We start from the raw sequence: 25,238 nt of genomic DNA, 5'->3' as shown, positions 1-25,238 counted from the left end.
ACGGACCGCCGCGGCCGGGCCGGCCGCGTGACGCCCTGGGGGACCGACCTGGACGGCGGCGCGGGGACAGGGCCGGACGGGCGGCCGCGGCGACCGCTGCTCCCCCTGATGCTCGACGACTGGCACACCCGCGACGCGGTCGCCGTCGCACGCGCCGCGACGTGTGTGTCGTCCTCGCTGCCGCTGGTCGTGGGAGTGGCGACCGTACCGCCCCCCGACACGCTGAAGCCGCTGCTGCACGCCCTGACGACGACCCTGGCGGGCCCGTGGGCCACGGACGGGCAGCGCCCGCTCGTCGCCACGACGGACCCGCTGGAGGCGTACCGGACGCTCGCCGAAGCCGTCACCCGGCGGCCCCGGGCGAGTCTGGCGCTGGGCCAGTTGCTGCGCCAGACAGCCGTCCTCGACACCGTGCCGGGCCTCGCCGCAGAGGCCGCCGTCTACTCGATGCTTCTCGGGGGCACCGAGTTCAGGACCTGGCTCAGCGGCCGGGACGCCCCGAGACCCGCGGCCGACCCCGGCCGTCCGCCGGTGGACCTCCGGCGTGACGGCGGCCTCCTGTCGATCCGTCTCGACCGTCCCGAGCGACGCAACGCGCTCAGCTTCCGGATGCGGGACGAGCTGTACGAGGCCCTCACGGTGGCCGTGTTCGACGACACGGTCGAGCGGGTCGAACTGACCGGTGCGGGACCGGCGTTCTGTTCCGGCGGCGATCTCGGCGAGTTCGGTACGGCAACCGATCCGGTGGCGGCGTGGCTGGCGCGTCTCGAAAGGACTCCCGGACGCCTCATCGACCGGTTGCGGGACCGGCTGACCGTGCGCGTGCAGGGAGCGGCGGTGGGCGCGGGCATCGAGATGGCCGCCTTCGCGGGCCGGGTGGTCGCCGGTCGCGACGCCTTCTTCCTGCTGCCGGAGACCGCGATGGGGCTTGTGCCGGGAGCCGGGGGGACCGTGAGCGTGGTGCGGCGGATCGGGCGCTGGCGGGCGGCGTGGATGATGCTCGGCGGCGCGCGGGTCGATGCCGCCACCGCACGGGGATGGGGCCTGGCCGACGAGGTGACCGACGATGTCTGACGACGACGGCGGCGGCCTCCTGGTGCGCGACGTGGAGCTGCCGGGGCGGCCGGGGCGGCCGGGGCTGCCGGGGCTGCCGGGGCGGGACCTGGGGGACTGCCGGATACGCGGCGGCCACATCGTGGAGGTGGACCGCCGACTACGCCCGCGGCGGGGGGAGTTGCTCGTGGAAGGCCGCGGCGGCGCCCTGCTGCCCGGCCTGGCCGACCATCATCTGCATCTGTCGGCCATGGCGGCGCGGCAGCTCTCCGTCGACGTGTCGGCGCTGCCCCGGGCTGATCTGCCGTCGGCGTTCGCCCACTCCCCCACCGGGGACGACGGCTGGGTACGGGCGGTCGGCTACGACGACGTGCTCCACGGCGAACTCGACCGGGAGACCGTCGACAGGTGGAACAGCCGGGTACCGGTGCGCCTCCAGCACCGGTCAGGCGCGCTGTGGGTGGTCAACTCCCCCGCGCTGGACCGTCTCGGAGCCGCGTCCGCCGCCCATCCCGGCATCGAACGCGACCCGACGGGCCGTCCGACCGGGCGGTTGTGGCGGTGCGACGCGTTCCTTCGCGACACGCTCGGCAGCCGCCCGCCGTCGCTTCGGACGACCGGCGCACGACTGGCCGCGCTCGGCATCACACATGTCGCGGACGCCACCCCCGAGGCGGGCGCCGCCGACGCCCTGGCGGCGGCGCTGCACCGGGGTGAACTGCCGCAACACGTGATGGTGATGGCGGACGGCAGCGGTCCGGCGGCCCATCCACGGCTGCTGACCGGCCCCGTCAAACTGATCGTCGCCGACCACGCGCTCCCCGAATTCGACGGCCTCGTCCGTTCGATCCGCCACGCGCACACCGGCGGACGGCCCGTCGCCGTCCACTGCGTCACCCGCACCGCCCTGGCACTGACCCTGGCCGCCCTGGACCAGGCGGGACACATGCGGGGCGACCGGGTGGAGCACTGCGCGGTGGCTGACCCCGCGGCCGCCCGCGAACTGGCCGAGCGGGGCATCCGGGTGGTCACCCAGCCCTCACTGGTCGCGCTGCGCGGCGACGACTACTGGGAGCGCTCCGAGCCCGGGGACCGCCCCGATCTGTGGCGGTACGCCGCCCTGCTCCGCGCGGGTGTCCAGGTGGCGCCCAGCAGCGACGCCCCCTACGGCGATCCCGACCCCTGGGCCGGTCTGCGGACGGCGGCGGACCGGCTGACCCGCGGCGGTCGCGTCCTGGGGCCCGAGGAGAGGGTCGCCGCCTCCACGGCGCTGCGCGCCATGCTCACGCCGCTCTCCGATCCCGGCGGCCGGCCGCGACGCACCACGGCGGGGGCACCCGCGGACCTGGTACTGCTCGACAGGCCGCTGGCCGAGGCGTTGCGGCGGCCGGACGCCGGGTATGTGCGGGTCACCGTCATCGGCGGGCGGATCGTGCACGGCGCGGGTGAAGCGACCTGACGCGACGACCGCGTGAGGTCACCGGGTCCGGCCGGCGACCGGGTCCTGCCTCAGACCCGCCCCAGTCCCGCCCCAGTCCCGCCTCAGTCCCGCCTCAGCCCCTCCCGCTCTTCGGCCGGAAGGACGCGAGTACCTGACGGGTGTCGGCTCCCATCGCCGCCGCCGTACCGGTCGCCTCGGGCGGACGGGCGGGCAGGACCTCCTGGGTACGGCCCAGCGCGGCGCAGTCGACGAACCATCCGCCGGGCCCGCACCGCACCCGGTGCGGGCCATGGTCGTTCCCGGGGGCGGGTGCGGCGAACGCCGCGGCCACGTCCCCCATGGCGATGTCGATCAGGTGTCCGCCGCCCGCGGCCAGCGAACCCAGCGCGGCGAGCGCGGCGACGATTCCGGTGAGCGGATCGGCGACGGCGTCGGCACAGAAGACCGGCGTGCCGTCGGACCAGCCGACCAGGCCACCGGCGACGGCCGCGTCGTCCCCGAAGGCCACCTGTTCCGGGCAGCCGCGTCCGTATCCCGTGACGCTGATCCAGACCTTGCCCGGCCGGTGCGCCAACGTCTCCGGCGCCAGGCCCAGTTGCGCCAGGGCACGGGGCCGGGAGGCCTCGATGACGATGTCGGCGGCGCCCACCAGGTCGGCCAGTGCCGCGCGCCCCTCGGCGGTGGTGAAATCGACCGCGACGCTCTCGTGCCCGGCGTGCAGCCAGTCGTAGAACCGTGGGGCGCCCGTCCGGGCTCCGTCGGGGCGGCGGGTGCTCTCCACCTTGACCACCCGGGCTCCGGCCCGGTGCAGCAGACGCGCGCACAACGGCCCGGCCCACAGCGACGAGAGGTCCACGACCAGAGTCCCCTCCAGGGAGACGCGCGCCGCGGCCGGTGCCAGCCGGGTCACGCGCCACGGCACGTCCACCACGGGTACCTCGGAGGGCAGCGCGGCGGCAGGGATCCCCAGCAGCTGCGCGCGCGCCGCGAAGTCCCGCGCTGTCGCCGCCCCGGCCGCAGCGGTGAGATCCTGCCAGGGGTCGCCGCCCGTGACACGGCCGAGCATCGCGGGCACCAGTTCCAGGTCGGAGGGACGGCTGAGGGTGAGCGCACACCATCCTTCCCGTGCACGCAGCAGACGGGTGGCCCCGCCCGCCGATATGTGTCCCCGTCGGCTCAGCCCGCGGGCACCGGCCCGGCCGCTCAGCAGCGTCGCGGGGTCCACTCGGACGGGTCGTCCGGCGTCCGCGCCGAGCATCGTCAGGACCCGCGCCGCCTCGTGCAGCAGCGCGGGCAGCCGGGGCGGCGCGAGGACGGGCGGGCCGTCGGGGCGGCCGGTGAGTCGCATGGCGCCGGACGCCGCCCAGGCCAGGTGCGCGCAGCCGACGGCGACGACGGCAGGGAGCGGGCCGGGGGCGACCCCGAAGGAGTCCAGCCAGCGCTGCACGGTCGGCGGCACGGTCCCGTCCTCCGTCCGTGGGCTGACAGCTCCAGCGACCTGACCACGATAATCCTCATCGCCTCGCCGGTGTCCACCAGATTGCGCGTGCCCTCCCGGCGGAGCCGGCTGTTGGCCGCCCCATCGGCGTCCGAAAGGTCGGTCAGCTGGTGGATCAGCGCATCAGGCGCGGCCTCTGTCACCACCCGCCGCAGGCTGTCCGGGTCGAATGCGTCCACCTGGACGGCTGACGCACCCTGACTCCGTACCCGCTCAACCCCTGCCAGGGAACGCGAGGTCCCGGTGACCTCGTGCCCGGCGTCCAGCAGCAGCGGGACAAGCAGCCGGCCGACCGCACCCGTAGCGCCTGCGATCAGAACGCGCATCGAAAAGCCAGCCCCCTGCTCGGTCCGGACGTCCGCCTCGTAACGAACGGAAGCAAGCGTAGAAGAGTTCTCGACCCGGCCGACGAGTCACGCGTGTCAGGAAGGGGGGAGGATACGGCGCTCATACCGGACGCCGGGTCGCCCGTTGAGCATGATGTCCCCCACGGCGGCGAACCCGTTGCGCCCGAGTACGGCCATGGACGCCGCGTTGTCGAGGGTGGTGACCGCCCTGAGCGCCGAGAGCCCGTTTGACGCGGCAGCCAGGCGGCACAGGTTCAATCGGGCAGCGCTACGGTGAGGTCCACCTCGACCAGTTGTCCGCCGAAGCCGAGCTGTGCGACGCCAAGGAGCGTGCTGGCGGTGGTGAAAGCCGGACCGATGACCGAGCTGGTGAGCCGTCGCCACGCGGCGCCCAGGACGTCGGTGGCATCACTGCACACGTAGATCACCGAGCGAACGACATGCTGCGGTTGGGCGCCGACCGCAGCCAGAGCGGTCAGAGCGTTTGCCGCGACCTGGTCGATCTGCATGTCGAGGGAGCCCGAACCGACGAGGGATCCCCTGCGGTCGAGTGGGCACTGTCCCGCCAGGTAGGCCGTCCGGCCGGCCTCGACGACGGTGATGTGGTGATAGCCGGGCGTTTCATGCAACTGGTCGGGATTGATACGGGTGATCTTCGCACTCATGCCCGCGACTCTGATGGCTCCGCCGCCGGCACGCACCGTGTTTTCCGGCCCGAGGAACCACGGGTGGTCAGTACCGCTGAGCATCTGTCCTGATGGGTAGGGCCGTTGAGACCGGTCTCTCGTCGTGTCGGGGATGTGGACTTCGAGTCCGCCAGCAGTTTGGTCGGCCGGGACCGGGGTGGGGTGACCGGCAGCGGTCATGAGGATGGGCCACGGTCGCGGCGACGTCCGACGGCTGCCCGTAGTGTGCCGGATTCACTTTGCGTATTCAGCCTCCAGGCGCAACCGAGCTCGGCCAGCGTAGAGCGCTCGCGAAGACCTCGCGGTTGGCGGCTGTGTGGTCGTGTTCACGCCGGGACCAGGCGATCCGGGCAAGGATCTGCTCCCTGCCGGCCACACGGGGCTCTGAAGCGTTGAGGTGCCGGCGCCACCAGAGGGCGTTGCGGTGCTGGCGGTCGAGAATGGCGTCGACGAGGTCGCCGCGCTCGGGAGTGTCCAGCCCGTAGGCGTCGGCGAGAATCCGTACCTGGGCTGCCTGGGCGTGGGCGGACGGGGCTTGCGGCTTGGAGGAGATGCACCAGGTCCAGGCCATGTATCCGAGGTCTTCCAGGGGGTCGCCGGGGGCGGCTGTATCGAAGTCGATGAAGGCCACCGGCCGGTCCTGGTGGAAGACGGCGTTGTTCGGGCCGGGATCGTGATGGCAGACGACGGGAGAGGTTCCGGTGAGGTGGCTGCCGCGGGTGGCCTCATGCAGCGAGCGCAGGAGAGCGCCGGCAGCCACCACCTGATCGTCCTTCCAGAGGTGGAATCTGGCCGGTACTCGGCCAGGCACATACGTGAAGGTGTCGCGGCCCGCGTCATCGAGTCCGAGATACCGCGGTGCGCCATTGAACCCGCGTTGTTGAAGGTGGTTCAGCAATTCGGCGACGAAGGCCGACCTGGCTGTGGCGGGTCGGCGGACTGTGTCGCCAACGCGGACGACACCCGGCGTGATCCGCCCTCCGGGCAGTGGCACTTCGCCCTCTCCAGTGTGCATGGATCCAGCCTCTCGCCTTCTTGGCCGCTCCGGTCGGCATCTCGCCCGGACGGCGCTGCGACTGTCGGACACCTCGAAGAAACCGGCCATTCGGGTGCGGCCCCGGCCGGCCGACTGCTGGACGTAGGTCCGCCGTTCGCACGACGCGTTTCTCGCAGACGGCTGCCGGATCCGCAGACACAGCCGCACCTACTTCCCCGCGCTGGGCATCGCGGGGCGTGAACGAGTCCTCCTCGTTCCGAAACCGACTTCGAGGAGCACTTGAGCCCGTTCTACTTCGACGCCTGTGCTTTCAAGCAGACGACAGCAGGTCTGATCCCCCTGTAGGCGCCGGTGAACAGGCTCCCGCGTGACCAGCGCCGGGTGGTAGTGCGTACCGGACCGGGAACAACCGGGCCCGGACGCGTGCATGTCAGTTGCGGGGGATAAAGTGCGCACAGCTGATTCACAACTGCACTTGTGGTGCTGAGGGGTGGGGAATGGTGGGGCAGTCCAGGGGTGCGCGTGCGACCTTGACGGCAGCGGTCACGGTCGTGGCGCTGGCCGCGGCCGGGTGCACCGCGCAGTCCGTGCGGAACACCGCGGACAAGGCGGTGGACCACACGGAGTCGATCACCGCGGCGCTGTCGCGCGTGACAGCGCGGACGCAGAAGCTCGGATCGGCGCGGCTGGAGATGACCATCGATCGCGGATCGGGCAGTCCGGTGTCCATGACGGGCGTCTACTCGTGGGGGAAGGGCGCCGCGTTCGACATAACGATGGACACCGTCGCGGCACAGTTGGACTCGGTGCAGGACGATCCGCGAATACGGGCGAAAATGGTCAAGGGCGCCTACTACTACGGCGTTGACCCGCAGCCCGAGGGTCTGCTCAAGGGCAAGCACTGGCTGCGCGTGGATGTGGCGGCGGTCCTGGGACAGTCCGGTGCCGACTCGGTCCAGGGCAATGCCGACCCGACGGCGGGCCTGCGCTACTTCGCCCTGTCGAAGAACACCAAGGACCTCGGCGCGCAGACGATCCGCGGCACGAAGACGCGTCACTACCACGCCAAGATCGACAAGGACAACATAGGCACCCTGAAGAACGCGCTGACCAAGAAGGACAAGAAGACCCTGCTCAGCTCCCTGACCGGGTCGGTGGACTCCGTCACCGTCGATGTCTGGGTGGACGGCAAAAACCTGCCAGTCAGACTCGGCGAGAAGTTCGGCAAGGTGAAGGTCACAATGGACTTCCTGTCGTTCGGTTCAACCCGCACGATCACGGTTCCCCCGGCCTCGGACACCGCCGACTTCACCGACCAGCTCTCGAAGTGACCCTCGGGCCCCGGCAGCCTCCGTCGCCCAGCGCTGGCGAGCGGCTCCCGGGCCGCTTCGCCGTCGCGGTGACGTCGACGAGGCCGCTATCAGCCGCGTGCGAATTCGAGCAGGTCGGCGTTGAACCGTTCGGCGAACACGGGGACCATGGCCAGGCCGTGCGGGGCGCCGGGGTAGATCTTGAGGATCGCGTCCTTGACCAGCTTGGACGACTTGTCGCCGGAGGCCACGAGAGGAACGATCTGGTCGTCGTCGCCATGCGCGATCAGGGTGGGGACGTCGAACTTCTTGAGGTCCTCGGTCAGGTCCGTCTCGGAGAACGCCTTGACGCAGTCGTAGGCGGCCTTGATGGCCACCGACATCGACCAGAGCCAGAACTCGTCGCGGGTGCCCTCGGTGACGGTTGATCCGTCGCGGTTGGCGCCGTAGAAGCTGGCGCTGAGGTCCTGGTAGAACTGCGAGCGGTCCTTCGCGACGCCTGCCCGGATCTCGTCGAAGACCTCGATCGGCAGTCCTTCGGGGTTCGCTTCCGTCTTGAGCATCAGCGGCGGGATCGCGCTGAGCAGTACGGCCTTGGCGACGCGGCTGGATCCGTGCCTGCCGATGTAGCGCGCGACCTCGCCGCCGCCGGTGGAGTGGCCGACCAGGATGGCGTCGCGCAGGTCGAGGGTCTCGACGAGCGATGCCAGGTCGTCGGCGTACGTGTCGAGATTGTGGCCGTCCCAGGTCTGGCCGGAGCGTCCGCCCCCGCGCCGGTCGTGGGCGATGGCGCGGAAGCCGTTGTCCGCCATCAGCTTCAGCTGCGGGTCCCATGCGTCGGCGATCAGTGGCCAGCCGTGGGAGAACACGACCGGCGGGCCCGATCCCCAGTCCTTGTAGAAGATCTCTGTGCCGTCTTTGGCGGTGACGAAGGGCATGGTGCGGTTCCTTTCGGACTGATCGCAGGACTCCATGCGTCGGTGGAGTTCGGTGCCCGGCCGGAAGGTGGATGTCACGCCGCGAACCAGTAGTTGATGACGTGCGTGGCGCGTCGACGGAGAGGTCAGCAGCGAAAGGCGACCGGAATCAGCACGTCGTCGCAACCACGCTACCCGAGAAGCATCGTTTCAGCGCGTCGCCCGGCCCCGCCGGCCCGAGCCCCGGCCCGAGCCCCGGCGCCTCCCCGGAAGCGGGCTACGCCTCGTCGTCGGTGAGCGGTTCCTCGACCCAGATGATCTTTCCGTTCGGCGTGTACCGGGTTCCCCAGCGCCGCGCGAGGGCGGCGATGATCAGCAGGCCGCGTCCGTCTTCGTCCTGGGCTCGGGCATGGCGCAGGTGCGGTGCGGTGGTGGCTTCGTCGGAGACCTCGATCGTCAACGACCGGTCGAGTATGAGACGTACCGTCGGGTTGCCGCTGGCGTGCCGGATCACGTTGGTCACGAGCTCGCTGACGACCAGTTCCGTGGTGAATACATGCGTGTCGAGGCCCCAGCGTACGAGTTGGTCACTGGCCTTCTCCCGGCTGACGGCAACCGTGTCCGGCTCCCGCGTTCCTGTCCACGTGGCGATGTGATCGTCGCGAAGACGGTGGGTGCGGGCGGCGAGGATGGCGGCACCGTCGTATCCCTGCCGGCTCGGCAGGCTGTGCACGATGCAGTCGCAGATGGCTTTGGGATCCTGGCCCGAGCGGGCGACGGCCTGTCGTAGTTCCGCCAGGCTTCCTTCCGCCCGGGGGCCGGGCTCGAGGAGTGATTCCGAGTAGAGGGTCAGCATGCTCTCCGCAGCGATGTTCAGGCGGCTCACCTCGTAACTTGCCCAGCGTCCCAGCGGCGGACCGACCGGCAGGTCCAGGGATGTGACGTCACCGGCCGGAGAGGTGAGCAAGGGGGCTGGCCAGCCCGCGGCGGCGATGGCGAGTTCGCCGGTCACGGGGTCGTAGACGGCGTACTGACAGCGGGGGGAATCCGTCGACGCGGGAAACGCGCCCGCCTGCGGGACTGCCTGGTCGGAGAGGATACGGCCGGTGGCGTCGTCGAGATGGGCCAGCAGCTCGTCGGGAGGAAGGTCAAGCGCGGCGAGCGTGGCCAGAGCCGTACGGAAACGCCCCATGGTGACGGAGGCGTTCAGTCCCTGCTGGGGAACTTGTCCGATCGCCAGACCTACGCGCGCCCCGGACAGCGCGATGACGTCGAACCAGACCGTCTGCCGGGTTCCCGGTGTGTAGAAGTGCGCCGTACTCACCGCCGACAGGACGGGAAACGTCTGCGGGAGAAGGCTGCGTTGCAGTGTGACCGCGGTGGTGTGCTCCCGCGTGTAGCAGCGTGCGTTCTCGATGTGGACGGACGCTTTCGCGCTCACCTGTTCGGCCAGGACCACGTCGGACGCGTCAAAGGCAACGGGGTGGCGTGGTCCGCGATAGAAGCTGGCCAGTCCCAGGACACGCCCGTGGAACGCCAGTGGCACCACCATCATCGAGTGGATCCTGGCCTCCCTCAGCGCGCCGGCCCGTGCGGCGTCGTTCATCACCCAGTCCGACGGCGAGGTCCGCGGGTCCAGAAGCCGCGGTACGAGATCGGCCATCACCTGCGTGTACGGGGTGGGGGAGACGAAGCCGCTCGTCTTCCCGACCGAGTAGAGACCGGGGCGGTTGCCCGGCGCTTCGAAGGCGGCCCTGCGCAGGGGCACATCGGTGCCGACCGGAGGCGCGGGCGCGGCCTCTCCCCGCAGGACGCAATCGATGAGGTCGACCGAGACGGCGTCGGCGAACTCACGGGTGGTGACCGTGGCGAGTTCGCGGGCGGTGCGCATGGCGTCGAGAGTGGTACCGATCTCTTCGTGGGCCCGGGCGAGCAGACGCGCGGCGGCCTGGGCACGGGTCTGATCGGTGACGTCGTGGATCACGGTGCCGGCACCGATGATGTGCCGCTCCTCCCGCAGCTGAAAGGCGGTGACGGCGAAGATGCGCTGGTGCCCGTGGCCGTCGTGCCCGTCGATCTGCTGGTGGACGGCCGGTTCGCCGCCGGCCAGGGTCTGCCGCAGAAGCGGCGCCAGGGGAAGACGCGAGCCGAGGTCCGCGACCGGTCGGCGCAGCACCTGGCCGGCTGAGCGTCCACGCATGGCGAGAGCGGCGGAGTTGCTGCGCAGGACGCGCAGGTCGGCATCGTATATTTCCAGACCCGCGGTGGACTGCTCGAATGCCGAGGACTCGAAGGCGGCTTCCACGTGCGCGTCCTGGTCGTCGGGCACTGTGCCGTCGCGAATGGCGATGACGGTCGCCGAGCCGTCACGGCTGGCGGCGAACCGCACGACCGCCCGCGTACGGGGCCCGGTCTCGCCGGCGAGCTGGTCCAGCAGAGCGTTCAGCACGCGTCCTGCGGGCTTGCCTACGGCGTCGCGCGCGGAAAGCGCCGGAAACCTGTTCGTATCGTCGCGCCACTCGGAGACATCTCCGCTGTCGTCCAGGGTGAACGAGCTGTCGTGTGCCACCACTGGCACCTCCTCGGTAACGGGCGCGCCCCCGGGTCGGCAACCGGTGCGTGGCGGCGGCCCTGGCCGCGGAAGCTCGCCGCACATGTTCACGTGATGCGGGGTGCCGTCCGAAATGGGACCCTCTTAGGGTATAGGGCGAGATGTGCGGGACGTATGCGTGGAGCAGGAGGACCGGACATGATCCGTGTGATGCGCCCGCTGCTCTACGGGGCCGCGGCCGGCGCCGCCGGCACGACCGCGCTCAACATCGTCGGTTACGCCGATATGGCCCTGCGGGCCAGGCCCGCCAGCTCGGCACCCGAAGTGACCCTGCGCGCGCTCGCGGCGAAGTTGCATCTGGGCATTCCGGGTGAGGGTCAGGCCCTGGACAACCGGGTCGCGGGCCTTGCCGCGCTGACCGGATTCGCCGCCGGCCTCGGCATGGGAGCCGTGCTGTCCCTGGCACAAGCAGCCGGCTGGCACCCGGCATCGGCTCCGAAATACACCGTTGCCGCGATCGGGGCGCTGATCGGCACCAATGGGCCGATGACAGCGCTGGGAGTGACCGACCCGCGGACCTGGTCCGTCTCCGACTGGATCTCGGACATCGTCCCGCACGTCGCCTACGCGGTGGTCACAGTCGGTGTCCTGGACCGGATGGACGCGGCGGCCCGCGGATAGCGGCGACGACGACGTTCGCGGCTCGCGGCCTCCGCGGTGTGGGTCGACCGGACCGGCCTCGTGCGGCGCCGGTGAAAGCCCTGCTCCTCGCCGATCCGCGGCAGGCTCGGTCCACGCTCGTCATGTTCACGGGTGCCTCGCTGATCCCGGCCCGAGGCCCGAGCCGTTATGGGCCGCGGGCACACTGACGGGCTAGCCCGGCTCGTCGGCGATCGGCCGGACCCACAGGCTGGCCTGGGGGAACCAGTCTCACGTTGGGATCCGACAAGATGAAACCGTCCCGTACCGTGCCCAGAACTCGCCGCATCCGCTACGGCGTCGCGGCCGCGATGCTGGCGACCACCGGTATGGCGGCCAGTGCCTGTGCCGGCCGCAGCAGTGACAAGTCCGACGGCAGCCATGCGATCGCCGCTGTACCCAAGCCCATATCGGCCAAGTACGTGCCCTGCGGGAATCCGCCGGTGACGCTGGTAAGGACCGACCAGGACTTCCTCGACGGGCTGGCGGCGGCCGGCGGGCCCCCGCTGTACAAGATGTCGTACACGGCCGCCCGTCAGGTGCTGAACAAGCTGCAGGCGGGGCCCGTGCACATGCTGCCCGCCCGGATCAGCCGGCGGACCGTGCCCGGCGGTCCGACCGGGCACGTGGCCGTGCACGTCGTCCGGCCCGAAGGCGTCGTCGGAAACCTGCCGGGCATCGTCTACATCCACGGCGGTGGCTGGGTGCTGGGCAACTTCAGGACCCACGAGCGACTGGTCCGGGAGATCGCCAACAGGGCTCGCGCGGCCGTTGTCTTCGTCGACTACACCCCCTCGCCCGAGGCTCAGTTCCCGGTCCCGATCGAGCAGGCCTACACCGTCGCCCGGTGGGTGGCCGCCCACGGCAGCGCGATCGGCGTCGACTCCCGCCGGCTGGCTGTCGCCGGCGACTCCGTGGGCGGTGACATGACCGCTGCCGTCGCCATGATGGCCAAGCAGCGAGGCGGCCCGCACTTCCGCCAGCAGACGATGCTCTACCCCGTCACCGACGCCGACTTCGACACGCCTTCGTACAAGCGCTTCGCGGAGAACTGCTGGCTCACCAGGCCCGCCATGAAGTGGTTCTGGGACGCCTACGCTCCTCGCGTGGCCGCCCGATCCAACCCGCTGGCTTCTCCGCTGAAGGCCACCGTCGACCAGTTGCGCGACCTGCCGCAGGCTCTGGTGATCACCGACTCGGATGTCCTCGTGGACGCGGCCAACGCCTATGCCGCCAGGCTCCGCTCCGCGGGAGTGCCGGTCACCACGTCCCACTACGCCGGTGTCACCCACGATTTCATGATGCTCAACGCCCTCGCGGGCACTCGGGCCAACAAGCAGGCCGTCGCCGAGATCACCGCGGCGCTGCGTGAGGCTCTGTACGCGTCAGGGGATCCGGGCCGCGGCAAGTAGACGGTACCCGCGGGAAGCGCTGCCCCGGCCCCCCGACTGCAACAGCCGGGCGAACGGAGGGCGTTCGCCACCGCCGGGCCGCCACGACCCTGCACAGGGCGGCGACGGACCGGCGGAGGCCGGGGCAAGCGCGGGGCGGGCGCTCCTGGGCGGCTCAGAGCCCGAGGTCGGACAGGCCGGGATGATCGTCGGGGCGCCGTCCGAGTGGCCAGTGGTACTTGCGGTCCGACTCGGCGATGGCGAGGTCGTTGATGCAGGCGAGGCGCACCCGCATCAGGCCGTCCTCGTCGAACTCCCAGTTCTCGTTGCCGTAGGACCGGTACCAGTTGCCGGAGTCGTCGTGGCACTCGTAGGCGAAGCGGACGGCGATGCGGTTGCCCTCGAAGGCCCAGAGTTCCTTGATGAGGCGGTAGTCCTGCTCCCTGGTCCACTTGCGGGTGAGGAAGGCGACGATCTCCTCGCGTCCGTTGACGAATTCGGCGCGGTTGCGCCAGCGGCTGCCCGGTGTGTAGGCGAGGGACACCTTCGCGGGGTCGCGGGAATTCCAGCCGTCCTCCGCCTGGCGGACTTTTTCCATGGCGCTCTCGCGCGTGAAGGGAGGTACCGGCGGCCTGCTTGCCATGCTGACTCCATCGTTGGGTGACTCCAGGGACTGATCAAGTCCACCCTGGCAGTTCGTCCGGCGCATCTTCGTGCGGCACGGCGTCACGGCGGCACGGTCTGCTCCCCTGTGGTCAGGATCGGTGAACGGACGAGTACAGCCGTCAGAGTTGGGCGCGGCGCCACCGATCCCCCGGCGCGGGCCTGACCGACGTCCGCCCGCTGCCCGGCTCCGCCCTGCGGCCGAGCGGGGAACTGTGGATCGCGGGGAGTGCGTCACATGATCGTGACGACTCCCAGGACCTTGCTGCGAACCGCGAACCGCGAACCTCGCCGATCTGGACGGGATCACCGACCTGCATACGCGGGCCCGCACCGCGTACTAGCGGTCAGGCGGATTCTCGGCGCCCGAGCTCACCTCCCCCGATGCGCGCTCCCGCCGGCGGGAGGCCTGGATGCGTGCCGTCCAGTCCGACACCAGGACCGTGCTGTGTGCCGTGCGCGAAGGGCGGATGGTGGGCATTCTGGCGATGGGCCCAGCGCTGGAGGCCGACGTGGATGCCCCGGCTGCCGGGCAGCTCCACCAGATCCACGTCAGCACGGCCCACTGGGGACAAGGCATCGGCAGCCGGCTGCACTCGGCCTTCGTGCGGTTCCTTCGCGATGCGTCACTGTCCACCGGGCTGCTCGAAGCGTGGGAGCGCAACAGCCGGGCCCAGGCCTTCTACGCCCGGCACGGATGGAAGCCGGACGGGCACCGCCGGCCGGGTCCGTGCGACGCGGACTACGTTCGCCTGCGCCTCGACCTGGACTCCCCCGGCTGACCCGGCTGACCCGGCCGGGACGGCCGGCCGGCCGGCCGGCTCGCGGGGGCGTTCACCGCAGCGGGGTCTCCGGCCACAGCGGTACGGTGGCGTGCTGTTCGGCCTCGCGCAGGACGCGCAGCACATTGCGCCCTGCCAGTGCCTCCAACTCGGTCCGGGAACAGCCGCGTTCGGCGAGTTCGCGGAAGAGGGCCGGGTAGCCGGAGACGTCGGCGAGGCCGGTGGGCCGGTGGTCGACACCGTCGTAGTCGCCGCCGGGGCCGAGGTGGCCGACGCCGGCCACCTCGCGGGCGTGGTCGACGTGGTCGGCGACCTGGGCAACCGTGACCTCGGGGGTACACACGCCGAGGAGAGCCGCGGTTACGCCGAGGGAGGGACGGTCAGTCCTGACGACACAGACAGCCGCAGACCAGCAGCAGGTCGACATAGCGCTGGGAGCACAGCACGAGGGTACTCACCACGCCGTCCTCCCAAGGGGGCGTCAAGGGTCCGTCGGAGGGGCCGACGCGCTTCGATGACACCCCGGAAACCTGGTCGACCGGCCCCGGCGGCCCCGGCAGCCCCGGGACGAACCGTGCGCGCCCGGCGCAGGCGGCGGCAGCCGCACCGCACCGCCCACCCCCACGGCGGGCGGGACCCGGTCCGGGTCCGGCGAATTCTCCGCCGCGATTTCAGGCGGCCGGGAATCCGGTGACTCGTTGGCCCGAGAACAGTCACCGCGCGACGCGGAGCAGGATGTCGCGCATGGAACCCATCCCGTACTTGTCCTCGTGGCTGGACAGTTGCGCCACCTCCCGCAGGATCGGCCGGAGGTCGACGCCCGCGTCCCGCGCGTCCGCGCACAGGTCGCGCAGCGCGAGCAGCTCGTCACGCGTGTCGGAGCCCTGGTCGACGGCGGACATGTGCAGCAGGCGGAGCCGGAATCCCTCGGGGGTGGGCGTGACCGGCAGGTGTACGGCCCAACGGAACGCGGTGTAGCGGGCGAAGAGGCCGCGTACGGAGGCGCGAAGTGCCTCGTCGCCGTGCTCGTAGGCGGCGATCAGTTCTGTCAGCGCGGACTCGGCCTGGGTCCGGACACCTGCCTCGTCCTGCGGGGCGGGCCCCTGCCGCGTCTTCACCGCCCAGTCGGGATCGGCGGTGTCCACCGGCCGCTCCGCGATCGGCCTGAGTGCCGCGTCGACCGCGGCGACCTGTTCCTCGATCCTGGTCAGCTGTCCCACGTCTCCGCCCCTCCCCGAGCCGGACGATAGCGCACACCGGACGGGAGTTCCGCCCGCCGCGCCAAGGCTCACACGACGGGCGACCGAGCTGACGGCCAATCAGGTCATGGCGTCCACAAGGGAACCGCGCTCGGCACCGTGAGATTGCCCGTACCGGCGAAGAGGTCGGCAGCGAACTTCTCTCCCACGGCGCCGACCGCGCCGCCGCCCTTCGGCAGCGAGACCACCGCGCCCTCCACGGCCGGTTCCGTTCCGCCACTCATTCGCCGGACCCCCGCCCCGCCGGTGCCGGACCCCGCGAGGGATCGGCCGTGCGATGCGTCGCGCCGTGACTTCCGGCCGCCCGAGCGGGATGTCCGGCCGCGGCAAGGGCCTCCCCGCCTCCAATGGCGTCGGACTGTCCTGTCGGGCCGTCCGGGGGAACCGTCGGGTGCCCGGCGGATGGCTGTCGCGCCCTGTTCCGCCCAGCGGGCCGGGGGGTGCGCTCGACGCGCGTTCGACCGCCGCGATCGGTGACTGTGCGCATGCGCCGCCGACCGGAGAGTGGCACCGACCCCGCCGCTCATGTGACGTGCCTCTCGCGGCCGGCGCCGCTCCAGCCGGATTCGATGTCCGTTTCGCACCTTCTGAGCTGGGATTATGTGAAATTTCCTGGGTGAAATATACGCTAACCTTCGATCTTGGGGTGTTTGTTCTTGCCGGTGATGTCCGCTTACGGTCGTCATTGCTCGCCACCGTGAGCCCCGCCGGTCAGGAACGCCGAGTCCTGCCGCCGACCGACGGGAACAGTCGACGCGAAAGCGCCGTAGGCAGGAGCGGGGGACCCAAGGTTCTCCGCCGGTGCGGACCACGTATGTGGTGAACGCACCGGCTTGGGGTGAAGCGACGCGTCAACGCGCCGCCGGGCAACTCACGTCCGAACCCGACAGCTGACCTCGCAGGCGTCGGTGAGGAACTCCTCGACATGGCTAAGATCAGCCGCGCCTCCAAGGCCGTCCGTTTCGCCACTCTCGCCGGTATCACCGGTGCCGCCATCGCAGCTCCGCTGCTCAGCGCCACATCCGCCTCCGCCACCCCGGCCTCCGTCTGGGACCGCGTTGCCCAGTGCGAGTCCAGCGGCAACTGGGCCAACCACGACAGCGGCCACAACGGCCACTACGGCGGCCTGCAGTTCTCCCCCTCCAGCTGGGCCGCCGCCGGCGGCACGAAGTTCGCGTCCCGCGCCGACCACGCCACCCGCAGCCAGCAGATCCAGGTGGCGAACAAGCTGCTCGCCATGCAGGGCCCGGGTGCCTGGGAGTGCGCGCACGCCGGTCCCCTGAGCTGACAATCGCCCGGCCGGCGGGTCAACCCGCGCGCTGAACCGCCGGCATGAACGGACGGCGAGGCATCCTGCACACGCGTTCGTCGCAGGACGCGGCCCGTGATCGTCGTGACCGCCACCGCATACGGTGGCGGTCACGCTGTCGTTGACGTATCGCCCCGGACCGTACGTGACCGCGGTTCCGCCGCCTCGGGCGCTGCCGTTCCCGGCGCGAACGCCATGCCCCCCCCGGGGGTTCAACCACGGGACCGGCCGCGGGATTTCCCCAGGTGCGAGGCCTACCCGCCCATGCCATCGTTGAAGAACCGGCGGCGCAGCGACGCCGACGACGAACAGCCGCAGCGCTCTACCGAAGAGCTGCGCGTGCGCTTCCGGACGCTTCGCTGGACGACCGTGTCCGGGCGATCCGTCACGGGAGGTCGACATGAGCACCCAGCAGGCAGCGCAGGACAGCGCAACGGACGCCGGCACAGAGCCGGTCGTGGACATGAAGGTCGAGGTCATCGTCCTTCCGGTCGCCGACGTCGACCGTGCCCTGCGCTTCTACCAGGGCTTGGGATGGCGGCTCGACGCGGACTACGAGGCCGGCCCGGCATTCCGGATCGTGCAGCTGACGCCGCCGGGGTCGGCATGCTCGATCCACTTCGGCCGCGGCGTCACCCCCGCGCCGCCGGGCTCCGCCCGGGGCTACCTCGTGGTCTTCGACCTCGACCGGGCCCGCGCCGACCTGATCAGCAAGGGCGCCGAGGTGAGCGAGGTCTTCCACCACACCTACGACACCGGTGCCGAAGAACAGGTGGACGGCCCCGACCCGGACGGCCGCAGCTACGCCTCGTACGCCTCGTTCAGCGACCCGGACGGCAACGGGTGGCTGCTGCAAGGGGTTCAGGAGCGTGCGCCCGGACGATGACGAGTCCCGTAGCACCGAGGAGGATCCGCCATGGACGTCCCCACGTTGGCAGCACTTCTGCGTGAGACCGAGGAGCACCACGGCCCGTACGAGGCGAGTGCCCCCGCGCACCAGTGGTCGGACTGGTACGCCGCGTACATCGTCGCCCGTGAGGACGGCCGGACTCCTGACGAGGCCGCCGGCGACGCCGGGCTCCACATGGAGACACTCCGGCGCTGAACGCCGCGCTCAGGTGGTCCAGGTGCGCAGCACGTCGGTGACGGAGACCGCCGTGGAGTCGGGCCTCTTCAGCTCGGCGGCCAGGGCGGTGACTCCGGCCTGGGTGAGCTTCACCTCGGCGCCGGAGGCCACGAGGTAGCCGTGGGCCACAGCGACGGCCACCCGCAGGTTCGAGTGCTCCAGCCACTTCAGCCGCCCCAGGGTGTGGGTCAGCGCGGCGGCCCGGGCGAATCGGCCATGGTAGACATCCTGGCCGGTCAGCACGGCCCGGTGGCGTTCGACGGCGGCGATCGCCACGCCGTAGTCCTCCGGCGCGGGGTCGGTCTCGCCGGTACGGCGGGCGACCTCCAGGATCCACGCGAGGTCCACGTGCAGGGTCACGCGGCCTCGATCTCGTCGATGAGGTCGCCGTAGGTGTCCAGGACCTCCTGGGCGCCGGCCAGGAAGACCTCGTAGAGCCCCTCGTTGTCGGCCTTGATCAGCTCCGCGACGTACTCGTTGACCGGCACATGACGCGTCGCCGCCGCGTCCTTGGCCATCTTGGCCGTGGACTCGTCGAGCCGGAGGTTCACCTGGGTCTTCGCCATACCGGCAAGCTACCACCTTGTAGCAGCGGCTGGTAGCAGCTGATAGCGGCCCGTGCGGGCGGGGGGCCGGACACCGCGACGGCGCGACGGCGCGACGGCGCGACGGCGCGACGCCGTCTGCGGTGACCCGGGGTTCAGGAGACGTCGAGGCGTGCCACCGACAGCTTGGCCGTGGTCGGCGACGATCCGGTCAGCGCGCTCCGGTAGGTCGGGGTGGCGGGGGCATAGGCCCAGGTGAGGTCGCCGTCGGGGAGCACGGCGATGTCCCCGGCGATGCGCGCCGTGACGACCTTGTCGGCGGTCAGGAACTTCCCCTTCCAGTCGATCAGCCGCAGGTGCGTCCCGGTGAAGGTGCCGGTGCAGGTGCCGTCGGCGCATTTGGCGTTCTTGACGCTCTCCCAGGAGACCAGGAGCTTGGTCTTGCCGTACGGGGCCACATGGACGTTGACATGGTCGGTGCCCGCGGCGGTGGTGAGGTTGACGGGCTTGCCGGAGGCGGTGGAACGGTTCTTCAGGAAGGCGACCGTGACCTGGTGGGTCTTCCATTTCGGGGTGACGGTCCAGCCGCGCCCGCTGGAGTCGTCCGGGTTCTTCTTGGCGGAGGCGGCGCCGCGCGAGGCGTAGGCGGTCGCATAGCGGCCCGTGGAGGACTTCACGATCTCGCCGGTACGGCCCGCGTACGTGCCGCCGCAGTAGCCCGCCCAGCACTGCTCGCGCTGGACCACGGGCGCGTCGTCCGGGGCGCCGATGCCGGTGGAGACCAGGAGCCCGGAGCGCCAGTCGTCGAAGCAGAGGGAGGTGAAGGCGCCGGTCTTCTCGGGGTTGAGGGCGATGCCCTCGTTGTGGCTGCACCCCCAGTCCCAGCCGCCGCTGAGCTTCTTGCCGCTCGTGCCGACGTAGGCGAGCTTGTCACCGAAGTGGCCGTCGGCGAAGCCGCCCGCACCGTGGACCACGAAGTACGCCCCGTACTTCGTGCCGTTCCACTTCAACTGGCCGTCCAGGGTGGGCGACGTGTCGTGACTGGCGGTGCCGGTGAGCTTCTTGGTCCACGCCTTGGAGCCGTTCTTCCAGCGGACGAGTGCGGCGGCGGTCTCGTCCCACTTGTTGGTGTCGGGGACGCGGGTGAGCAGCGCGAAGCCGTTGTTGTGGGCGACCAGGCCGCCGACCTCCTTGGCGCCCTTGACCACGGCGTCCGTGCCGGAGCGGGCCCCGGCGGTGGTCAGTGTGGTGACGTGTACCCCGTCGGAGGCCGGCCAGGCGACGCGGCGCGTGCCGTCGGGGGCGACGGCGGTCGTGACGCGGGTCCACTCCCTGGTGTTGTTGTAACCGGCCGAGAGGTAGGACAGCTTCTTGGGCAGCGCCACCGAGGTCGTCGTCAGCCGGTCGGCGAGCGAGCGGCTCGCCGTGGCCGTGGCCGTCGCGGTGGCGCCGGTGGTCTGCGCCGGCTCGTCGCTGCCCACGGCCGACGCCGTACCGTACACCGCCAGCCCCACCAGGGCGGCGGCCGCCGCCGTCAGGGTCAGCCGCTTTCGGGGGCCTCGGTCACCATGTCTGGCGGTCACTGCCGTACGTCGTCCCATGAGCTGTGAAGTCCTCCTGTACGGACGGCGCGAATCCCGCGCCTGTCCTGTCCCCCACCAGTCGTCACCGCACGGGAAAAGGTTGCCGGGCGGTCGCCCTCGGTGGCGCGGGCGTGTCCGGCAGCCGGTCGGCGGGTGCGGTCGGGCCCGTTCCGGACGACCGACGACCTGCGGGAGCGCGTGGCTCCGCTGCTGCCGGCTGTTCCCGAGGGGCCCGGCCGTCCCATCCGCGGAGCGTGTCACGGCGCACCCGGGGTAACCGGCCCGTGGGCCGTGCCCGGCCGTGGTGGTGCGGCGGGCGTGACAGGCGGATGATCGTTCATACCGGGCATGTCCGGATCGTACGGAAGGAGCCGGCATGAGCCACCGTTCCACCCCCTGGTCCGCCCGAGGGCCCGGCCGGGGGTCCGCCCTGCTCGTCCCCCTGGCGGCGGCCCTGTCCGCCCTGGCCCTGACGGCCACCGAAGCGTCGGCGGCGGCCCCCGGGGCGGCCGTCGCCAGGTGTCAGGAGAAGAGCCTGAAGCTGCGGGCCGCCCCCACCGGGCAGCGGTACATGGTGCTGTTCAGCGTCACCAACCGGGGCCGTGGCGCCTGCACCGTGGACCGGGCCCCGGTCGTCACCTTCGGTGCCCTGGACGGCTCCGCCCAGCCGGTGCCGCCCGTCGTGCGCGGCCGCTACCGGCTGCCGCGAGGCGGCACCGCGTACGCCGCCGTCCGCACCATCGACCCGGCGGGCACCACCGGTCGGGTGGTGGACAGCATGACCGTCTCCGGCGACCCGTCGCACTGGGGCACCGCGTTCCGCCCCGCCCAGGTGGGCATGGGCCGGGGGATCCGGGTCTGGGAACCGCTCACCACCCGCTGGCAGCCCTCCGGCACCGCCGCCCGTACCGTCCTGAACAATGCCCTGCGCTGACCCGGTCGCACCGGTGCGGGGGCGAGACCTAGTTAGTTTGTTTTCCAAACTTACTAGGTCTAAGATCGACGCTACCCGCACGGCAGGTCCGGAGGCATTCGATGAACCACACACACGGCGGAACCGGCTCACTCCTCGTGACGATCTTCGTCTTTCCCGGGGTCCGGCTGCTGGATGTGACCGGTCCGATCGAGGTGTTCACTTCGGCGAACGACTTCGGCGGCCGCTACCGGCTGAAGATCGTGTCGGCCGACGGCAACGACGTGACGACCGCGGCGGGCACCCGTCTCGGCGTCGACATGGCCGTCGAGGACGCACACGAGACCAGCGACGTTCTGGTGATCCCCGGGGGTCCGGGCTGGGACCAGCTGATCAAGGACGACGCGCTGCTGGACCTCGTGCGCAGGCTCGACGCGAACTCTCGTCGCACGGCTTCCGTCTGCACCGGCGCCTTCCTGCTGGCCGCCGCCGGCCTTCTGGACGGCCGGCGCGCCGCCACCCACTGGCGCTACTCACCGCAGCTCGCCCTGCGTTTTCCCACCGTCCAGGTCAAGCCCGACGCGATCTTCGTCCAGGACGGCAAGGTGATGACCTCGGCCGGAGTCAGCGCGGGCATCGACCTCTCACTGGCGCTCGTGGAAGAGCACTACGGGGCCGAAGTGGCCCGCGCGGTCGCCAAGGACATGGTGGTCTTCATGCAACGGCCCGGCGGGCAGTCCCAGTTCAGCGTTCGCGCCCGTGCTCCGCACACTCGCCAGGAGACGCTTCGCCGGGTGCTGGACGCCGTCGCGGAGGACCCCGGTGCCGACCACACCCTGTCCGCCATGGCTCGCAGGGCGAGTATCAGTTCCCGCCATGTGACCCGGCTCTTCGGTGACGAGGTGGGCACGACCCCCGCCCGGTACGTGGAGCAGATCCGGCTGGAAGCGGCGCAGGCGATGCTGGAGACCGGCGACGACCCCATGGCGGTGATCGCCCGCCGCACCGGATTCGGCTCCCCCGAGTCGCTGCGCAGAGCCTTCGTACGGAATCTCAAGGTGACCCCGGGCGCGTTCCGGGCGCGGTTCCACACCACCGGGGTGGCGGACGCCGAGGCACCATCGGCGCCCGCACTCGAAGCGGACACCGCCGGCACCGCGACCGGCCGGTGACCGCGGCCGCCCCCTTGAAGGCAGCCCGCGACCACGGCACGTTCCACGTCAGGCGAAGGCCCGCCGGACCAGGTCCTGTTGTTCGGCGGCGTGACGGCGAGCCGACCCGACCGCCGGAGCGGAGGCGGCCGGCCGGCTCACACCCGCCACAGAGGCGGGTATCAGGGGGTCGACGCGCGGCCCGACGAAGGTCCACGCACCCTGGTTGGCCGGCTCCTCCTGAACCCATCGCACATCGACACCGGACGGATACCTGGACAGTTCCGCTCGCAGTTCCTCAGCCGGGAACGGGTACAGCCGCTCCAGCCGGACGATGGCGGTCCCGTCCTCTCCCGAGTCGCGCCGGTGCGCGTCCAGGTCGTAGAAGACCTTGCCCGAGCACAGCAGCACCCGCTCGATCCGGGCGGGGTCCGGCGTGGTGTCCGGGACGACCGGGCGGAAGGAACCCTCGGTGAACTCCTCCAGGCCGGAGGTCGCGGCCTTCAACCGCAGCATGGACTTGGGAGTGAAGACCACCAGCGGCCTGCGTCGCGCGTCGAGGCCCTGTTCCCTGAGCAGGTGGAAGTAGTTGCCCGGCAGCGAGGGGTTGGCCACGGTCATGTTGTCGTCCGCGCACAGCTGCAGGAAGCGCTCCATGCGGCCGGAGGAGTGGTCCGGCCCCTGCCCTTCCAGGCCGTGCGGCAGCAGCAGCGCGACGCCCGACCGCTGCCCCCACTTCTGCTCCGAGGAGGCGATGTACTCGTCGACGACTGTCTGGGCGCCGTTGGCGAAGTCGCCGAACTGCGCTTCCCACAGCACCAGCGCATCCGGCCGGGCCAGCGAATAGCCGTATTCGAAGGCGAGCACGGCGAGTTCGGACAGGAGCGAGTCGTACGGCTCGAAACGTGCGGCTCCCGAGCCGAGCGACTGCAGAGGAGTGTGCTGCCGGCCCGTACGGCGGTCGGTGAGGACGGCATGCCGTTGGCCGAAGGTGCCTCGGCGGGAATCCTGGCCGGCCAGCCGCACCGGCACTCCGTCGAGGAGCAGCGATCCGATCGCGAGTGCTTCCGCGGTGGCCCAGTCGACGTTCCCGCCGTCGAGCATGGCCGCCCGGCGTCGCAGTTGCGGCAGGACCCGCGGGTGCGGGGTGAAATCCCGCGGCAGGTCGGTCTGGGTGCCCAGGATGCGCCGCAACGTCGGCTCGGCGACGGCTGTTCCGGCCTGGCGGACCGGGGGATCCGCGACAGCGCCGGCCGCGAGCGACTCGTGGTCGGGCGAGGAGGCCCCGGCGGTCTCGGTGAAGGCTCGCTGGAGTTGGTCCCGGTAGCGCTGCCGGGCACGTTCGGCCTCCCGCTCGTCGATGACGCCCGCGGTGTACAGCGACTCCACGTACAGGTTCCGTATGGACGGCCGCGCGGCGATGCGGTCGTACATGGCCGGCTGCGTGATGGAGGGATCATCGACCTCGCTGTGCCCGTGGCGCCGGTAGCAGACCAGATCGACGACCACGTCCTTGTGGAACGCCTGACGGTAGTCGAAGGCCAGCCGTGCCACCCGGACGACCGCTTCGGGATCATCTCCGTTGACATGGAAGACGGGCGCCTCGACGGTCCGCGCGACATCCGTCGCGTACGCACTCGACCGGCCACCGGCAGGTGTGGTGGTGAACCCCAGCTGGTTGTTGATGGCCACGTGGACCGTACCGCCGGTGCAGTAGCCCGGCAGCTGCGACATGTTCAGCGTTTCGGCGACCACTCCCTGCCCCGCGAGGGCGGCATCGCCGTGGACCACCACGGGCAGCACCGAGTACGACCGGTCGCCGCCGTCTGCGAGATCCTGCCGCCCCCGCACGACCCCCTGCGCCACCGGCCCCACGATCTCCAGGTGAGAGGGGTTCGCCACCACGGAGACCGCGAGCGAGCGGCCGTCCGCGGTGTGAAAGGTGCCGGCGGCCCCGAGGTGGTACTTCACGTCGCCGGAGCCCTGCGCGGACCGGACGTCGACCGCGTCCTCGAACTCGTCGAAGATCTGGGCGTACGGCTTGCCCACGATGTTGGCGAGGACATTCAGCCGGCCGCGGTGCGCCATCCCGATGACCACCTCACGCATGCCCGGCCGCGCGGCGCGCTCAAGCAGCGTGTCCAGCAGGACGATTGCCGACTCCGCGCCTTCCAGCGAATACCGCTTCTGCCCGACGTACTTGGTGTGCAGGAACGTCTCGAACGCCTCGGCGGCGCCCAGACGGTACAGGATCCGCAGTCGCTCGGCGTGCCCGAGGCGGGGCTGCGGACCCTCCACGCGCTGCTGGATCCAGAGCCGCTCCTGCGGATTCTGGATGTGCATGTACTCGATGCCCGTGGTGCCGCAGTACGCGTCACGGAGCGTGCCCATCACATCGCGCAGTGTCATTTCCTCGCGTCCCGCGAAGCCGTCGACGGGGAATTCCCGCGCGGCGTCAGCGGCATCGAGGCCATGTCCCGAAAGTTCCAGGTCCGGGTGGCCGGAAGACGGCTCCACGGCGAGGGGATTGGTGACGGCCGCCAGGTGCCCGCGGACCCGATACGAGTGGATCAGGGCCGAGACGCGGACCGCCTTGGCCACAAGGTCGGCATCCGCCTCCCGCGCTGTCGCTCCGGGACGCCCGGGCACGACCTCGTGGGTCGGGGCGGACACCCGGAAGTAGTCCCGCCAGACCGGGTCGACGGAATCGGGATCACGGAGATACCGCTCCCGGAATTCGTCGACGAGCCACTCGTTGATACCGAATTCCACCTGGTCCGAGACCGAGGAAGCACTGCCGGATTGTGACGCCACGGCGTAGAACGCCTTCTTTCCACTTACGGAGACCATCACGGGCGGCCTGGCCGTCCGGTCAAGCCGCCGCCTGGGCCGAGGCGGTCCGCAGGGATGAGGACCGTCGGCCTCGTCAGCACCTTCGAGCTTACGAGGGCTCCTCGGCACGGCGGGGCACCGATCGTGCCAGGACCGCCGCAGATCAGGACATCGCCGCCGGGGGT

General features: G+C 71.0%; 22 protein-coding genes, 3 pseudogenes and 1 riboswitch. Of the genes and pseudogenes, 11 read left to right on the top strand and 14 right to left on the bottom strand.

Translation table 11 applies throughout. The features are described from left to right. Positions 1-27: 27 nt before the first annotated feature. Together RWE79_RS37105 and RWE79_RS37100 are read left to right on the top strand one after the other, a co-directional pair. Positions 28-1,074, top strand: a complete 1,047-nt coding sequence (locus RWE79_RS37105) for an enoyl-CoA hydratase/isomerase family protein (RefSeq protein WP_475944849.1) — start codon at positions 28-30, stop codon at positions 1,072-1,074. Further along, positions 1,067-2,512, top strand: coding sequence for an amidohydrolase family protein (locus RWE79_RS37100; RefSeq protein ID WP_475944847.1), 1,446 nt, complete (start codon positions 1,067-1,069; stop codon positions 2,510-2,512). Before RWE79_RS37105 ends, RWE79_RS37100 begins: the two co-directional genes overlap by 8 nt. Before the next feature lie 94 nt (positions 2,513-2,606). Here RWE79_RS37100 and RWE79_RS37095 read toward each other — a convergent pair whose 3' ends face one another. From RWE79_RS37095 to RWE79_RS37080, 4 genes and pseudogenes are all read right to left on the bottom strand, one after another. Beyond that, on the bottom strand, positions 2,607-3,953 hold the full coding sequence (locus RWE79_RS37095) for a CoA transferase (RefSeq protein ID WP_475944845.1): 1,347 nt from the start codon (positions 3,951-3,953) through the stop codon (positions 2,607-2,609). A gap of 35 nt (positions 3,954-3,988) precedes the next feature. Next, positions 3,989-4,318: pseudogene (locus RWE79_RS37090) on the bottom strand (SDR family oxidoreductase); the annotation flags it as partial. A gap of 275 nt (positions 4,319-4,593) precedes the next feature. Beyond that, complete coding sequence (locus RWE79_RS37085) at positions 4,594-5,004, bottom strand: RidA family protein (RefSeq protein WP_475944843.1); 411 nt, start codon at positions 5,002-5,004, stop codon at positions 4,594-4,596. Between the two features lie 268 nt (positions 5,005-5,272). Further along, positions 5,273-5,785: a phosphotransferase family protein gene (locus RWE79_RS37080; RefSeq protein ID WP_475944841.1), complete on the bottom strand. Its 513-nt coding sequence runs from the start codon at positions 5,783-5,785 to the stop codon at positions 5,273-5,275. Between the two features lie 767 nt (positions 5,786-6,552). Here RWE79_RS37080 and RWE79_RS37075 point away from each other — a divergent pair. Beyond that, entirely contained in the window at positions 6,553-7,353 is an 801-nt protein-coding gene (locus tag RWE79_RS37075; RefSeq protein WP_475944839.1) for an SCO4651 family lipoprotein, read from the top strand. A gap of 89 nt (positions 7,354-7,442) precedes the next feature. Here the strand turns inward: RWE79_RS37075 and RWE79_RS37070 are convergent, their stop codons facing one another. Further along, entirely contained in the window at positions 7,443-8,270 is an 828-nt protein-coding gene (locus RWE79_RS37070) for an alpha/beta fold hydrolase (protein WP_475944837.1), read from the bottom strand. A gap of 256 nt (positions 8,271-8,526) precedes the next feature. Beyond that, positions 8,527-10,818 carry a SpoIIE family protein phosphatase gene (locus RWE79_RS37065; protein ID WP_475944835.1) on the bottom strand — a complete coding sequence of 764 codons (2,292 nt, stop codon included), beginning with the start codon at positions 10,816-10,818 and terminating at the stop codon, positions 8,527-8,529. 180 nt (positions 10,819-10,998) lie between these two features. Between RWE79_RS37065 and RWE79_RS37060 the strand changes: the two genes are divergently transcribed. Together RWE79_RS37060 and RWE79_RS37055 are read left to right on the top strand one after the other, a co-directional pair. Then, positions 10,999-11,481, top strand: coding sequence for a hypothetical protein (locus RWE79_RS37060; RefSeq protein WP_475944833.1), 483 nt, complete (start codon positions 10,999-11,001; stop codon positions 11,479-11,481). A 287-nt stretch (positions 11,482-11,768) separates the two neighbouring features. After that, positions 11,769-12,911: an alpha/beta hydrolase gene (locus tag RWE79_RS37055; RefSeq protein WP_475944831.1), complete on the top strand. Its 1,143-nt coding sequence runs from the start codon at positions 11,769-11,771 to the stop codon at positions 12,909-12,911. A 154-nt stretch (positions 12,912-13,065) separates the two neighbouring features. Here RWE79_RS37055 and RWE79_RS37050 read toward each other — a convergent pair whose 3' ends face one another. Continuing rightward, positions 13,066-13,533: a nuclear transport factor 2 family protein gene (locus tag RWE79_RS37050; RefSeq protein ID WP_475944829.1), complete on the bottom strand. Its 468-nt coding sequence runs from the start codon at positions 13,531-13,533 to the stop codon at positions 13,066-13,068. Positions 13,534-13,948: 415 nt separating this feature from the next. Here RWE79_RS37050 and RWE79_RS37045 point away from each other — a divergent pair. Continuing rightward, positions 13,949-14,335 (top strand): annotated as a pseudogene (locus RWE79_RS37045) (N-acetyltransferase family protein); the annotation flags it as partial. Between the two features lie 52 nt (positions 14,336-14,387). Here RWE79_RS37045 and RWE79_RS37040 read toward each other — a convergent pair. The 3 genes from RWE79_RS37040 to RWE79_RS37030 form a co-directional block, all read right to left on the bottom strand. After that, positions 14,388-14,678 (bottom strand): membrane dipeptidase, encoded by a 291-nt coding sequence (locus RWE79_RS37040; protein ID WP_475944827.1) that lies wholly within the window; start codon positions 14,676-14,678, stop codon positions 14,388-14,390. Positions 14,679-15,048: 370 nt separating this feature from the next. Continuing rightward, positions 15,049-15,555: a hypothetical protein gene (locus tag RWE79_RS37035; protein ID WP_475944825.1), complete on the bottom strand. Its 507-nt coding sequence runs from the start codon at positions 15,553-15,555 to the stop codon at positions 15,049-15,051. 104 nt (positions 15,556-15,659) lie between these two features. After that, positions 15,660-15,818, bottom strand: a complete 159-nt coding sequence (locus RWE79_RS37030; RefSeq protein WP_475944823.1) for a hypothetical protein — start codon at positions 15,816-15,818, stop codon at positions 15,660-15,662. Positions 15,819-16,346: 528 nt separating this feature from the next. Continuing rightward, a riboswitch (cyclic di-AMP (ydaO/yuaA leader) is annotated at positions 16,347-16,514 on the top strand. A gap of 5 nt (positions 16,515-16,519) precedes the next feature. On the opposite strand from RWE79_RS37030, the pseudogene RWE79_RS37025 reads away from it, so the two are divergent. The 3 genes and pseudogenes from RWE79_RS37025 to RWE79_RS37015 form a co-directional block, all read left to right on the top strand. Then, positions 16,520-16,879 (top strand): annotated as a pseudogene (locus RWE79_RS37025) (transglycosylase family protein); the annotation flags it as partial. A gap of 424 nt (positions 16,880-17,303) precedes the next feature. After that, on the top strand, positions 17,304-17,789 hold the full coding sequence (locus RWE79_RS37020) for a VOC family protein (protein WP_475944822.1): 486 nt from the start codon (positions 17,304-17,306) through the stop codon (positions 17,787-17,789). Positions 17,790-17,819: 30 nt separating this feature from the next. Continuing rightward, the gene (locus RWE79_RS37015) at positions 17,820-18,008 is read left to right on the top strand and encodes a bleomycin resistance protein (RefSeq protein WP_475944820.1); all 189 of its coding nucleotides are present in this window, start codon (positions 17,820-17,822) and stop codon (positions 18,006-18,008) included. A gap of 9 nt (positions 18,009-18,017) precedes the next feature. On the opposite strand, the gene RWE79_RS37010 is transcribed toward RWE79_RS37015, so the two are convergent. From RWE79_RS37010 to RWE79_RS37000, 3 genes are all read right to left on the bottom strand, one after another. Continuing rightward, positions 18,018-18,389, bottom strand: a complete 372-nt coding sequence (locus RWE79_RS37010) for a fic family toxin-antitoxin system, toxin component (RefSeq protein WP_475944818.1) — start codon at positions 18,387-18,389, stop codon at positions 18,018-18,020. Next, positions 18,386-18,595, bottom strand: coding sequence for a hypothetical protein (locus tag RWE79_RS37005; RefSeq protein ID WP_475944816.1), 210 nt, complete (start codon positions 18,593-18,595; stop codon positions 18,386-18,388). Before RWE79_RS37005 ends, RWE79_RS37010 begins: the two co-directional genes overlap by 4 nt. Positions 18,596-18,729: 134 nt before the next feature. Further along, positions 18,730-20,175, bottom strand: a complete 1,446-nt coding sequence (locus tag RWE79_RS37000) for a hypothetical protein (protein ID WP_475944814.1) — start codon at positions 20,173-20,175, stop codon at positions 18,730-18,732. A 358-nt stretch (positions 20,176-20,533) separates the two neighbouring features. On the opposite strand from RWE79_RS37000, the gene RWE79_RS36995 reads away from it, so the two are divergent. Together RWE79_RS36995 and RWE79_RS36990 are read left to right on the top strand one after the other, a co-directional pair. Continuing rightward, entirely contained in the window at positions 20,534-21,091 is a 558-nt protein-coding gene (locus tag RWE79_RS36995; RefSeq protein WP_475944812.1) for a DUF4232 domain-containing protein, read from the top strand. A 101-nt stretch (positions 21,092-21,192) separates the two neighbouring features. Further along, positions 21,193-22,242 (top strand): GlxA family transcriptional regulator, encoded by a 1,050-nt coding sequence (locus RWE79_RS36990; RefSeq protein ID WP_475944810.1) that lies wholly within the window; start codon positions 21,193-21,195, stop codon positions 22,240-22,242. A gap of 48 nt (positions 22,243-22,290) precedes the next feature. Here RWE79_RS36990 and RWE79_RS36985 read toward each other — a convergent pair whose 3' ends face one another. Then, complete coding sequence (locus RWE79_RS36985) at positions 22,291-25,071, bottom strand: multifunctional oxoglutarate decarboxylase/oxoglutarate dehydrogenase thiamine pyrophosphate-binding subunit/dihydrolipoyllysine-residue succinyltransferase subunit (protein WP_475944808.1); 2,781 nt, start codon at positions 25,069-25,071, stop codon at positions 22,291-22,293. Between the last annotated feature and the right edge of the window lie 167 nt (positions 25,072-25,238).

The organism is Streptomyces sp. RLA131 (genome assembly GCF_056270125.1).
The sequence above is the reverse complement of the archived record's forward strand: the minus strand, read 5'-3'. Positions and strand labels throughout refer to the sequence as shown.

Bases quoted from the DNA above. Each gene is read 5' to 3' on its own strand.
- RWE79_RS37100 (WP_475944847.1), top strand. From the start codon at position 1,067: ATGTCTGACGACGACGGCGGCGGCCTCCTGGTGCGCGACGTGGAGCTG.
- RWE79_RS37085 (WP_475944843.1), bottom strand. From the start codon at position 5,004: ATGAGTGCGAAGATCACCCGTATCAATCCCGACCAGTTGCATGAAACG.
- RWE79_RS37070 (WP_475944837.1), bottom strand. From the start codon at position 8,270: ATGCCCTTCGTCACCGCCAAAGACGGCACAGAGATCTTCTACAAGGAC.
- RWE79_RS37060 (WP_475944833.1), top strand. From the start codon at position 10,999: ATGATCCGTGTGATGCGCCCGCTGCTCTACGGGGCCGCGGCCGGCGCC.
- RWE79_RS37050 (WP_475944829.1), bottom strand. From the start codon at position 13,533: ATGGCAAGCAGGCCGCCGGTACCTCCCTTCACGCGCGAGAGCGCCATG.
- RWE79_RS37030 (WP_475944823.1), bottom strand. From the start codon at position 15,818: ATGAGTGGCGGAACGGAACCGGCCGTGGAGGGCGCGGTGGTCTCGCTG.
- RWE79_RS37020 (WP_475944822.1), top strand. From the start codon at position 17,304: ATGAGCACCCAGCAGGCAGCGCAGGACAGCGCAACGGACGCCGGCACA.
- RWE79_RS37015 (WP_475944820.1), top strand. From the start codon at position 17,820: ATGGACGTCCCCACGTTGGCAGCACTTCTGCGTGAGACCGAGGAGCAC.
- RWE79_RS37005 (WP_475944816.1), bottom strand. From the start codon at position 18,595: ATGGCGAAGACCCAGGTGAACCTCCGGCTCGACGAGTCCACGGCCAAG.
- RWE79_RS37000 (WP_475944814.1), bottom strand. From the start codon at position 20,175: ATGGGACGACGTACGGCAGTGACCGCCAGACATGGTGACCGAGGCCCC.
- RWE79_RS36995 (WP_475944812.1), top strand. From the start codon at position 20,534: ATGAGCCACCGTTCCACCCCCTGGTCCGCCCGAGGGCCCGGCCGGGGG.
- RWE79_RS36990 (WP_475944810.1), top strand. From the start codon at position 21,193: ATGAACCACACACACGGCGGAACCGGCTCACTCCTCGTGACGATCTTC.
- RWE79_RS36985 (WP_475944808.1), bottom strand. From the start codon at position 25,071: ATGGTCTCCGTAAGTGGAAAGAAGGCGTTCTACGCCGTGGCGTCACAA.